Origin of the sequence: Gordonia crocea (genome assembly GCF_009932435.1) — a bacterium.
Lineage (GTDB): Bacteria > Actinomycetota > Actinomycetes > Mycobacteriales > Mycobacteriaceae > Gordonia > Gordonia crocea.
Window position 1 is genome coordinate 1 of sequence record NZ_BJOU01000006.1, and the last position, 10,983, is coordinate 10,983.

General features: G+C 69.7%; 13 protein-coding genes. 7 read left to right on the forward strand and 6 right to left on the reverse strand.

Going from position 1 to position 10,983, the window contains the following annotated elements; genetic code table 11:
• Window positions 1-152: 152 nt before the first annotated feature.
• The 3 genes from nbrcactino_RS18035 to nbrcactino_RS13415 are packed head-to-tail and all read left to right on the forward strand — an operon-like array spanning window position 153 to window position 1,770.
• Window positions 153-356 (forward strand): hypothetical protein, encoded by a 204-nt coding sequence (locus nbrcactino_RS18035; RefSeq protein ID WP_186343391.1) that lies wholly within the window; start codon window positions 153-155, stop codon window positions 354-356.
• Window positions 353-1,111 (forward strand): ABC transporter permease, encoded by a 759-nt coding sequence (locus nbrcactino_RS13410; RefSeq protein WP_161928068.1) that lies wholly within the window; start codon window positions 353-355, stop codon window positions 1,109-1,111. The genes nbrcactino_RS18035 and nbrcactino_RS13410 overlap by 4 nt, the downstream gene beginning before the upstream one ends.
• 29 nt (window positions 1,112-1,140) lie before the next feature.
• Complete coding sequence (locus nbrcactino_RS13415; protein ID WP_186343290.1) at window positions 1,141-1,770, forward strand: hypothetical protein; 630 nt, start codon at window positions 1,141-1,143, stop codon at window positions 1,768-1,770.
• Between the two features lie 3 nt (window positions 1,771-1,773).
• On the opposite strand, the gene nbrcactino_RS13420 is transcribed toward nbrcactino_RS13415, so the two are convergent.
• The 3 genes from nbrcactino_RS13420 to nbrcactino_RS13430 are packed head-to-tail and all read right to left on the reverse strand — an operon-like array spanning window position 1,774 to window position 5,019.
• Entirely contained in the window at window positions 1,774-2,844 is a 1,071-nt protein-coding gene (locus tag nbrcactino_RS13420; RefSeq protein ID WP_161925953.1) for an HtaA domain-containing protein, read from the reverse strand.
• A gap of 34 nt (window positions 2,845-2,878) precedes the next feature.
• Window positions 2,879-3,967: a DNA polymerase domain-containing protein gene (locus tag nbrcactino_RS13425; RefSeq protein WP_161925952.1), complete on the reverse strand. Its 1,089-nt coding sequence runs from the start codon at window positions 3,965-3,967 to the stop codon at window positions 2,879-2,881.
• Window positions 3,967-5,019: an ATP-dependent DNA ligase gene (locus tag nbrcactino_RS13430; RefSeq protein ID WP_161925951.1), complete on the reverse strand. Its 1,053-nt coding sequence runs from the start codon at window positions 5,017-5,019 to the stop codon at window positions 3,967-3,969. Before nbrcactino_RS13430 ends, nbrcactino_RS13425 begins: the two co-directional genes overlap by 1 nt.
• Before the next feature lie 47 nt (window positions 5,020-5,066).
• Here nbrcactino_RS13430 and gluQRS point away from each other — a divergent pair, with 47 nt between their 5' ends.
• Window positions 5,067-5,960 (forward strand): tRNA glutamyl-Q(34) synthetase GluQRS, encoded by an 894-nt coding sequence (gluQRS, locus tag nbrcactino_RS13435; protein WP_228460643.1) that lies wholly within the window; start codon window positions 5,067-5,069, stop codon window positions 5,958-5,960.
• Here the strand turns inward: gluQRS and tgt are convergent.
• A complete protein-coding gene (gene tgt, locus nbrcactino_RS13440; protein ID WP_161925950.1) occupies window positions 5,957-7,207 on the reverse strand; it encodes a tRNA guanosine(34) transglycosylase Tgt in 1,251 nt (416 codons plus the stop codon). The two genes, gluQRS and tgt, sit on opposite strands and share 4 nt — an antisense overlap.
• A gap of 60 nt (window positions 7,208-7,267) precedes the next feature.
• Between tgt and nbrcactino_RS13445 the strand changes: the two genes are divergently transcribed.
• Together nbrcactino_RS13445 and nbrcactino_RS13450 are read left to right on the forward strand one after the other, a co-directional pair.
• Window positions 7,268-7,759 (forward strand): hypothetical protein, encoded by a 492-nt coding sequence (locus tag nbrcactino_RS13445; protein ID WP_161925949.1) that lies wholly within the window; start codon window positions 7,268-7,270, stop codon window positions 7,757-7,759.
• 161 nt (window positions 7,760-7,920) lie between these two features.
• Complete coding sequence (locus tag nbrcactino_RS13450) at window positions 7,921-9,591, forward strand: alpha/beta hydrolase (RefSeq protein ID WP_161925948.1); 1,671 nt, start codon at window positions 7,921-7,923, stop codon at window positions 9,589-9,591.
• Here nbrcactino_RS13450 and nbrcactino_RS18230 read toward each other — a convergent pair.
• Window positions 9,588-9,968, reverse strand: a complete 381-nt coding sequence (locus nbrcactino_RS18230; RefSeq protein WP_228460876.1) for a hypothetical protein — start codon at window positions 9,966-9,968, stop codon at window positions 9,588-9,590. The two genes, nbrcactino_RS13450 and nbrcactino_RS18230, sit on opposite strands and share 4 nt — an antisense overlap.
• A 260-nt stretch (window positions 9,969-10,228) precedes the next feature.
• On the reverse strand, window positions 10,229-10,525 hold the full coding sequence (locus nbrcactino_RS18235) for a Mur ligase family protein (protein WP_267130408.1): 297 nt from the start codon (window positions 10,523-10,525) through the stop codon (window positions 10,229-10,231).
• Between the two features lie 143 nt (window positions 10,526-10,668).
• On the opposite strand from nbrcactino_RS18235, the gene nbrcactino_RS18240 reads away from it, so the two are divergent.
• Window positions 10,669-10,857, forward strand: a complete 189-nt coding sequence (locus nbrcactino_RS18240; RefSeq protein ID WP_228460879.1) for a hypothetical protein — start codon at window positions 10,669-10,671, stop codon at window positions 10,855-10,857.
• Window positions 10,858-10,983 lie beyond the last annotated feature (126 nt).

Genomic DNA, 10,983 nt, shown 5'->3' on the forward strand with positions numbered 1-10,983 from the left:
TCATCGCCGTCGGTGGCGATCATCCTGCCGTTCCTGGTGTTGGGCTATGCCACCGCCGACCCGGAGCCGGCGCAGGCCATCGGCGGCCTCATCTACTTCCCGCTACTGCTCGTCTCACCCTGTTCGTCCCCAAGGGGGCCTACCCGGGCTGGATGCAGCCCATCGTGGAGAACCAGCCGCTGTCGCGGATCACCGAGGCGTTGCGCGCGGTGTCCACCGACGCGGCCACGGTCGCGACCAATGCCGGCCACCCGGTGAACACCACGCACGCGGTCCTCATCGCGCTCGCCTGGTGCGCTGGTTCGATCATCGTTTTCGGGGCCCTGGCTCCGCGCGTCTTCGGGAGGACGGCATGAGCGACATCGCAGTGATGACGCGGCGGGGGCTGGTGCTGATGGACCGGTCGCCGATGACGGTGGCGACGGCGGCGGCGATGCCGACGATCCTGTTGCTGCTCATGTCGGTCTCCTTCGGCAAGATGGTGATGCCGCAGGCCGGCCTGGCCGAGTACGTGCAGTACGCGGCGCCGGTGTTCGCGACGATGGGCGTGCTGTTCGGCTCGCTGTCGACGGCGATCGCCGCCCACCAGGACCGCACCTCCGGGTTCGACGACCGGTTGCGCACGCTGCCGATCTCGCCGATCGCCCCGCTCGCCGGGCGCATCGTCGCCGACATCGCCCGCAACGCGCTGACCCTCGCGGTGATCACGGTGGTCGCCGTCGCGCTCGGGTTCCGGTTCCAGAACGGGCTACTCGGCGGCGTCGTCTACTTCGCGATCCCGCTCGCCGTCGGGTTCGGCGTCGCCTGGTTCATGGTGGCGGTCGCGATGATGGCTGATTCGGCCGAGAGCGCGGTCGGCGCCCTCAACGCGATGCTGCTGTTGATGACCTTCTTCTCCACCGGCCTGGTCAAGCTCGGCGACTTCCCCGGATGGGCCCAGCCGATCGCCACGGCCAACCCGGTGTCCCGCATCGCCGCGGCCATGCGGAATGCGACCACCGCGGGTGAATCGGTCTTCGGTTCGGATGCGGTGATCAGCCTGGCTTGGGCCGTGGGCCTTACGCTGGTCTTCGGCGTAGTCGCGACACGCGCCTACAGCCGAGCTCGCTGACCCGGTCGCGGGGGAAGACAGGAAGCCACATGACCGGATCGCTCCCGCCCCAGCAACCGCCGGCGGGGCCCGGCCCCGCATACCCGCCCGGCCCCGCATACCCGCCCGGCACCGCATACCCACCCGGTCCCGCCGCATACCCACCACCCGGTGGGCACCTCCCACCGACGAAGCAACCGCGCCGCGTCGGGATCATCATCGCGGTTGCCGCCGTGGCCGCGGTCCTCGCCGCCGCCGTCGGGATCGGAGCGTTCGTCGGCTACCGGGCGCTGACCGACGACCATTGCGACACGGTCGCCGACGCCGCGTCGGACGCCGTCACCACCGCCCTGACCATGGAGGCCGGGGTCACCAAGGATGTCTTCCTCGGTCGCGTGCGCGAAAAGTGGACTCCGCACGGGTACGACACCGTGGCAGAGCAAGCCGGACCGCTATTCGCGATGCGCGCCAGTCCAGACCTGGCCAAGACGTCGACCGCGTTCCGAACCGTCAACCGCACGGTAGCCGCCTGCGACAAGGCGCAGGCCACCGTTGCGCTCACCGGACGCATTGAATCGAGCGGCCCCCTAGCCGTCGACCACCAAGCCGACGCGCACATGAAGGTGACGATGAAGCGGGTCGACGGCCAGTGGCGCGCCGACAAGCTGACTCTCCAATAGCCGTCAGTCGCGCAGCACCAGATCCAGCGGCGACGCTGCCCCGGTGGACAGCAGCGCCAACACCTGCGGGGAGATCCCCGGCCGGAAGGTGACCCGGGCACCGCGCTTGCCGTCGGCACTCGCACCACTCAGGTCGACGTCGGCAATATCGATTCGCCGCGTCGCGTCCGTACCGTTCATGTTCGTCGTCGACGTACGCATGCTGAGGACGCCGTGGCCGTTGCGGACCCGCAGGATGGGGTCGACCAGGGCCACCTCGTAGAGGTGGAACCGGGTCGACGCGACGACGGTGCCGCGGAACCGGAGGACTCCGTTACCGCCGGCCAGCGAACCGCTGACGCGCTCGAAGGACATGCGCCCCGCCTTGTCGACGGTCGCCCCCTCGCTACCGGTCACGCTGCCCTGCGTCGTGCCCGACACGGTTTTGTAGAACGACGGCGAGTAAGCCCAGACCAGGTTTCGCTTCGGCGGGACCGGCGTGTTGGGCCCGGCCGCGGTGGAGTACCGCACCGGCACCTTCAGTTCTTGGGCGGCGTTGTCGGCGCCGGCGCCGCCGTAGGTGTAGATGCCCCAGCGCGCGTTGGCCGGAATCGACTTGGGCGTCGCCAGTGTCACCGTCGCGGTGAAGGTCCCGTTGGGATGCAGCGGCACCCACTGCTGGCGGATCGTGCGGCGCATGTCGAAGGGCGCGCTGGGCACTCGGTAAAGGGCGTCGCGGGACAGGGCCCACTTCGTGTTGCCGCGGACCTGGGCGCGCGAGGACTCCGGCGCACCGGCCGACGGGCGCCAGTGCGGGGCGAAGGCCCCGAAGACGATGAACGTGCCGTGCGGGACACCGGGCGGCACCGGGAGCGGGAAGCCCGAGGTGTTCGCATTCGGATCGAAGCCGCGGCCCTTGACGACCAGCTTGTCGCCGGGGTGCAGTTGCGCGGCACCGACCGGGGTCGTGCCGTCGGCGAGGTACACCGAGATCGCCGGGCGCGCGGGGGCAGCGGTCGCCGACGGAGTGGTCGCGGGGGCGATCACCGCTGCTGCGGTGGCACCGGCGACGAGGATTCCAGCCACACGGATCATGTAGGGAACCCTAACCGAACCCGTGTGGGCGTTCCTAGGGCCGGAGGCGAGGATTGCCCCATTGGTCCCAGTGCTCGGCGACCTTGCGGCTTGGCTGGACGCGCGGCGGTTCCCCCGGCATTTTCGGGAAACTGGGCGGATAAGGCAGGTCGCCGAGGCCGTCCTCGGCATCGCGGGCCACCATCTCGAGCAGCGGCTCGATCCCCACCGCGGACTCGGCCATCCCCGCCCACGGATCGCCGCGCTGCTCGACCAGCCCCGGGACGGTCGCGAGCGTCAGGCCGCGCGGATCGACGTCGACGAGTTCGTCCCAGGTCACCGGCGCCGACACCTGGGCGATGGGGCTGCGGCGCACCGAGTAGGCCGACGCCATCGAGCGGTCACGGGCGTTCTGGTTGTAGTCGATGAACACGCGCCCACCGCGTTCCTCCTTCCACCACGAGGTGGTGATGCGATCGGGGGCGCGGCGCGCCATCTCCCGGCCCAGTGCGATCACCGCGCGGCGGGTGGCGATGAAATCCCAGAGCGGGCGGACCGGGATGAAGACGTGGATGCCGCGGCTGCCGGAGGTCTTCACGAAGCCGGGTAGGGCCAAGTCGTCGAGGACGGGTTTGACGACGTCGAGCGCCACCGCCCGCACCTCGTCGAAATCTGCCCCGTCGGGCGGGTCGAGGTCGATACGCAGCTGGTCGGGGTGGTTGTTGGGATCGGGCTCCCCCGCATCGACGGTGGGCCAGCAGTGGAAGGTCACGGTCCCCATCTGGGCCGCCCAGGCGAGGTCGGCGGGGATGGTCGGGCACAGGGCGTGCCCGGTGCGTTTCGACGGGAACTCGACCACCGTGGCGTGCAGGTAGTCGGGGCGTTTGTGCGGCAGGTGTTTCTGGTAGACCTCGTCGCCTGCCAGGCCGTCGGGGAAGCGTTGCAGGTAGGTCGGGCGCCGGTACACCGCGCTCAACACCGGCCCGGGTGCGGCAGCGGTCCCGGCCATCCGCACGTAGTAGTCGAACAGGTCTCGCTTGCGGTTGCCGTTCTCGAGGTCGGGGAAGACCACCTTGTCTGGGCTGGTGAGCCGCACCGCCACCCCGTCGACGTCGACTTCGGCCGCCGCTCCGTTGCCGGACATCACGCGTCCTCCAACACGGCGTAGAGGTCGTAGGACAGCGGGACCTCGAGCTGGTCGTAGCGACAGCTGTCGGGCTCCCGGTCGGGCCGCCAGCGCAGGAATTTCACCGTGTGGCGAAAGCGCCCGTTCTCCATCTGGTCATAGGCGAACTCGGCGACAAGCTCCTGGTTCACCGGGAAGAACTCGCCGCTGCCGGCGTGGCGCCACCGGGTCAGTTCACCCGGGTGCGGGGTGTCCGCATCGGGGCGCATCGGCTCGAGGAGCGTCTGCAGCTCCACGCGCTTGGCGTCGCTGAAGGCGCTCGATCCGCCGACCATCCGGAGCTCCCCGTCGTCGCCGTACAGGCCGAGGAGCAACGAACCCACGCCGGTGCCGCTCCTGTGGACGCGATAGCCGGTGATCACGCAGTCCGCGGTGCGCTTGTGCTTGACCTTGAGCATCTCCCGCTTGCCCGGGACGTACACGCCGGCACGGTCCTTGGCCACGATCCCGTCGAGCCCGGCGCCCTCAAAGGCAGAGAACCAGCGCTGCGCCACCCCGGTATCGGCGGTGACGCGACTGGCCCGGATGCTCGACGCGGTGCCGTTCGACCCGACGGCCGCCACGAGCGCGGCCCGGCGCACCTCAAACGGCTCGCTCATCAGGTCCGCGGGTCCCAGTGCCAGCGCGTCGAACCCGATGACGATGGCCGGGGTCTGCTCGGCCAGCATGTCGATGCGCGACTTGGCCGGGTGAATGCGCTGGCTCAGCGCATCCCAGTCGAGCCGGTGGACGTCGCCGAAGGCGCGCGGAACGCCGATCTCCCCGTCGAGGACGACCTTGTCGGGCAATTCCCGCCGCACCGCCTCGACGACTTCGGGGAAATAGCGGGCCAGGTCTTTGCCGCCCCGCGAGACCATCTCGACCTCGTCGCCGTCGCGGAAGACCAGCACCCGGAACCCGTCCCATTTCGGCTCGTACAGCCAGACGGATTCACCGTCCGGCTGCGGCGGGACGGCCGCCACCGCCTTGGCCAGCATCGGCGCGACGGGCGGGTTCACCGGAAGGTCCACCGGTTCATCGTCGCATCTGTCACCGGGGCGGCACTAGGGTTACCGATGTGTCGGCCGGCCGCTATGCCCCCTCCCCGTCGGGAGACCTGCATGTCGGGAACCTGCGGACCGCGCTGGTCGCGTGGCTGTTCGCACGCAGCACCGGTCGACGATTCCTGATGCGGATGGAAGACCTCGACGAGCGCACCGTCCCCGGCGCCGCCGAGGCCCAACTCGCCGACCTCGCCGCGCTGGGCATCGACTGGGATCTCCCGGTGCTGTTCCAATCGTCGCGGCGGGACCGGTACGACGAGGTGGTCGCCGCCCTCACCACGGCGGGGCGGACCTTCGAATGCTTCTGCACGCGCCGCGAGATCCTCGAGGCCCCGCGGGCGCCGCACGCTCCGGAAGGCGCCTACCCGGGGACCTGCCTGCGGTTGAGCGCGGTGGAACTCGAGGCGAAACGGGCCGCGGGCCGGCCGCCGGCGATCCGGCTGCGGACCGACGTCGGCGAGTTCACCGTCCACGACGAGCTGCACGGCGACTACACCGGCGCGGTCGACGACTTCGTGCTGCGCCGCGGCGACGGCACCCCGGCATACAACCTCGCCGTGGTGGTCGACGATGCCGAAACCGGCGTCGACCAGGTCGTGCGCGGCGATGACCTGCTGGCCTCCGCGCCGCGGCAGGCCTATCTCGCGACCTTGCTCGGCTGGGTAGCGCCGACCTATGCCCACGTCCCATTGGTGGTCAACGCCGACGACGTCCGACTGTCCAAGCGCGACGGCGCGGTGACACTGAAGGACCTTGCCGCCCAGGGTGTTTCGACGCAGACGGTGCTCGACCTGATGGCACGTTCGGTGAACCTGGCCGATGCCGACGAGTCGGTCACCAGCGGCGAACTCCTGGCACGCTTCGACCCCGCGGTCCTCCCCCGTCGGGCCTGGATCTTCGAGGTCTAACGCTTGGCGTAGTACCGGCCCAAGAAGTCGTCGCGGTACTCGGGGTAGGTGCCGTCATCGATCGCGCGGCGGGCGCCGTCGACCATCTCGACGACGAAGGACAGGTTGTGCAGTGTCGCCAGAGTCGCGCCCAGCCCCTCCTTCGCCTTGAACAGGTGGTGCAGATAGGCGCGGGTGTACTGCGTCGTGTAGTTGCTCAACTCCGCGTCGAGCGGCGAGAAGTCGTCGCGGAAGCGGGCGTTGGTGATGTTCACCCGGCCGTCTCGGGTGTAAATCGCGCCGTTGCGCGCCACCCGGGTCGGGGACACGCAGTCAAAGGTGTCAATGCCGTTCTCGATGGCGACGAAGATGTCGTCGGGCTCGCTGATGCCCAACAGGTGTTTCGGCTTGTCCTCCGGCAGTTTGGCGTTGACCCAGCCGACGATGGTGCCGAGGTTGTCCTTCTCCAGGGCCCCGCCGATCCCGAACCCGCCGAAGCCCTTGCCGCCGTCGGCCTCGTCGCGGGCCCCCAACTCGGCGAGGTCGCGCGCCGCCTTGCGCCGCAGGTCCTCGTACTGGGCGCCCTGGACCACACCCCACAGCGACTGTTGCGGTCGGTGGGACCGCTCGACGCTGAGCCGGTTGTGCTCGGCGAGGCAGCGGATCGCCCACAACCGGGTCCGCTCCAACGAATTCTCTTGGTAGCCACGGGTGTTCATCAGGGTGGTCAGCTCGTCAAAGGCGAAGATGATGTCGGCCCCGAGCTGGTGCTGGATCTGCATCGACAGCTCCGGGGTGAACCGGTGGGTCGTCCCGTCGATGTGGGACTTGAAGGTCACCCCGTCGTCGTCGACGGCGGCCAGCCGCTCCTTGCCCTCGGCGATCTTCTCATCGTCGGGACGGTGGCCCGCCGTCATCTCGATGACCTTTTTGAAGCCGACGCCCAGCGACATCACCTGGAACCCGCCGCTGTCGGTGTAGGTGGGGCCCGGCCAGTTCATGAAGGCCCCGAGCCCACCGGCCGCGTCGACGATCGCCGGACCCGGCTGCAGGTAGAGGTGGTAGGCGTTGGCCAACACCGCCTGGGCGCCGAGCTGCGCCACCGCCTCGGGCACCACCGTCTTGACGGTGGCCTTCGTCCCGACCGGGATGAAGGCCGGGGTGGCGATGTCGCCATGCGGGGTGGAGATCACCCCGGTGCGCCCCAGACCCAAGTCCATGCGGGTGCCGACGGTGAACCGGGTTTGCGAAGCAGTCACGTCGGGCATTCTCGCAGGCTGCCGCAAGATTCATCAAAAGTTAAGGGGTGCTTCGCTACCCTGGATCCCATGTTGGCAAGTACCAAGACCCTGATCACGCGCGCGACCGGCACCGCCGTCGTCCTCGGCGCCGCAGGCCTGGTCCTGTTCGGCTGCGGCACCGACGACACGACCGCCCCGAGTGACACGTCCGGCTCGCCGGCGGCCACCAGTGCTCCGGCGTCGAGCACCGACAAGTCCGGGGTGGCCGTCGTTCCCGGGCCCAACCCGTCGAAGGTGGGCTCGCCCACCTCGATTCCGGCCGACCGCCAGGTGCCCGACGTCCCCGGTACCAAGTGCGGGGCGACCCGCGGTCCCGACGGCGCGCTCGAACTGGTCATCCTCAAGGGCAAGATCCGGTGCGACACCGCCAAGAAGGTGGCCGACGAATACGGCCCGATGATCGCCAGCGGCCGCAAGCAGACCGTGCAGGGCTGGACGTGCGGGCCGTCGGCCTCGGAAAACATCCTCGCCGCCTGCGCCAAGGGTGAGGACACCTTCGTCTTCCAACTCCCCAACTGAGAGCCCGCTGCGGAAAATGTTCCCCGGGTGATCCGCCGGGGGCAGACTTCCCCCGAGCGCTCGCCTGGGGAGGTTTCTCAGCAGCCTGACGCCCGACGCTCGGCGCTTGGTAGGTTGTCCGAATCACCCGCTCCCACGGGCTCGACAACCGAAGGAACGCCATGACCAGCACCGCGCCGCACCGGCCGAGAAGAACGTTGCGCCAACGGCTCACGTACTTGTCCTACGGCGGACTCGTCGGGGCGCTGGTCCTGCTGCTGGCGTCGGCGACCCCGTCGCTCCTACCGCGCGGCTGGTTCTTCCAGGGCGTGATCTCCGGCGGTGCGGCAGCCGTGGGCTATGCGCTCGGCGTGCTGATCACCTGGCTGGCCCGGTTCATGGTCTCGCGCAGTGAACCGTGGCCGAAACCGCAGCGGTTCTGGTGGTGGGCGCTGGCCTTCGTCGCCGTGTTCGACGCGGCGGTGATGTTCTACTGGTACGTCCGGTGGCAGAACGACCTGCGCGACCTGATGGGGGTCGACCGCATCGGGTACTCCGCCATCCCCAAGGTCCTCGCCGTCGCCTTCGTCGCCTTCCCGGTGCTGATGGCCATCGGCAAGTTCTGGGGCATCGGACTGCGCTGGGTCATCGCACTGCTGCGCGACCTGGTCCCGCCGCGGCTGGCGACGGTCGTGGGCGGCGCGCTCGTCGTCGCACTGACCGTCGCACTGGTCAACGGCGTGCTCGTCGAGAACGTCATGAAGGTGCTCAACAACTCCTTCGCGGCGGCCAACAACGAGACCAAGGCCGATACCTCGGCGCCCACCTCGACGTTGCGCTCCGGCGGACCCGGGTCGACGGTCAGTTGGGACTCGCTGGGCCGGGAGGGCCGCTCCAACGTCGCCGACGGTCCGACCGTCGCCCAGCTCACCGCGTTCAACGGCACCCCGGCCATGGAACCCATCCGGGTTTACGCCGGCCTCGACTCGGCCCCCGACCTCGGTGCCATCGCCGACGCCGCGGTCGCCGAACTCGAACGCACCGGCGGGCTCAAGCGCAAGGTCATCGCCGTCGGGTCGTCGACGGGAAGCGGCTGGCTGAACAAGGCCTACATCGACTCGCTCGAGTACATGTACAACGGCGACACCGCGCTCGTCTCGATGCAGTACTCGTACCTGCCCAGCTGGATTTCTTTCTTGGTCGACAAGGAACGCGCCCGCCAGGCCGGCATCCAGTTGTTCGAGGCGGTCAGCGAGAAGGTCCGCGAGATCCCCGAGGCGCAGCGCCCCAAGCTCGTCGTGTTCGGCGAATCGTTGGGCAGCTTCGCCGGGGAGTCCCCCTTCGGGTCGATCCCGACGATCGCCGCCCGCACCGACGGCGCCCTGTTCACCGGCCCGACGTTCAACAACCAGCTGTGGCTCGACACCACCCTCGACCGCGATGACGGTTCGCCCGAGGTGATGCCGGTGTGGGGCAAGGGCAAGCAGGTCCGGTTCATCGCCGACGAGACCGATCTCGGGCGCCCCGACGCACCGTGGCCGGGTAACCGCATCGTGTACATCCAGCACGCCTCGGACCCGATCACCTGGTGGAATCCCGGCCTGCTGTTCCGCGAGCCGGATTGGCTCAAAGAGCCCCGCGGGCGCGACGTGCTGCCCGCGATGCACTGGATCCCGGTGGTGAGCTTCCTGCAGGTGTCGGCCGACATGGCGGTGGCGGTCAACGTGCCCGACACGCACGGTCACCACTACCTGCGGGCGATCCCGTTCTCCTGGGCCAAGATCCTCGAGCCGGAGGGTTGGACGCCGGAGAAGACCCAGCGCCTGGTTCCGCTGCTCAAGCGCGACGGCTAATCGCCGACTGGGCCCTCATCCCCGCCGACTGGGCCCTGTTTTCCGCCGACTGGGCCCAGAATTTCACCGACTGGGCCCAGCGGCCTCAGCCGAGCAGCTCGACGACCCGCTCCAACGCCGCGACCCGTGCTGCCCTTGACCAGCACTGCCAACGGCGCGTCGAGCGAAGCGAGATAGTCCGCGGCGGCCGCCGCATCCCCGACGTGGACGACGCCGTCGCCGTAGCGCGGCTCATCGACCGCGACGACGTCGACGCCGAGCGACGACGCCAGCTCGGCGATCTCGCGATGGGCGAGGGCCGCATCCTCGCCGAGCTCGGCCATCGTGCCCAACACCGCCACCCGGCGCGGGACGTCGACGCGGACCAATGCCTGCAACGCCGCCGGTCATCGACGTCGGGTTTCGCGTTGTAGGGCGTCGTTGATGATCGTCAGCCCGGAATCGGTCTGCGAGAACTCCATCCGCAGCCCCGACAGGGCGGCACTGCGCAGCCCCGAAACAATGCCGTCGAGTCCGACGCCGAGCGACCGCCCGCAGCAGCGGCGGCCAGCGCGTTACCGACCTGGTGCTCGCCGCGCGCACGAGGTGGACCGGCACGCTCCCCCACGGCGAATGCAGAGTGAAGGATGCGCGCAGCTCATCGTCGAGCACGACGTCCGGCCGCGGTGAGATCGGCCGACGCGCCGGCTGCGCTATAGGTCAACACCCGCGCGGCGGTGCGCGTGGCCATCGCGGCGACGTTCTCGTCGTCGGCGTTTGAGCACGGCGACACCGGAGGCCGGAAGCGACTCGACCACTCCCCCTTGGTCTGTGCCACCGCCTCGAGGGAACCGAAGTTTTCCCGGTGCACCGCCTCGACGCGGGTCAGCACGCCCACCGTCGGCGACGCGATCTCGCACAGCGTGGCGATGTGCCCGACCCCGCGGGCCCCCATCTCCAACACCGCAGCCTCGGTACCGTCCTCGGCCGCCGACGAGGGTGAGCGGCAAGCCGAGCTCGTTGTTGAAACGACTTGGCGCTCGCCGTCGTCCGATAGGTGGAGGCGAGGACGCCGGCCAGCGGTCCTTGGTCGAGGTCTTGCCCACCGAACCCGTCACCCCGACGACGCGTTCGCCGATCCGGGCCCGGGCTGCCCGGCAAGCGCTCGCAGGCAGCGCCGTGTCGTCGACGCGGATCGCGGCCGCCCCGTCCGGCGGGGGCGTGTCGTCGCGGCTGGTCAGGTATGCCGAAGCGCCGGCGGCCAAGGCCGCGGGGAGGAATTCGTGACCGTCGCGCTCGGCGACGATCGGCACGAAAAGCTGCCCCCGGTCCAGGGTGCGCGAATCGATGCTCGCACCGTTGACGGTGACGTCGGCGCCGGTCGCGGTGCCGCCGGTGGCGGCGGCGAGGTCT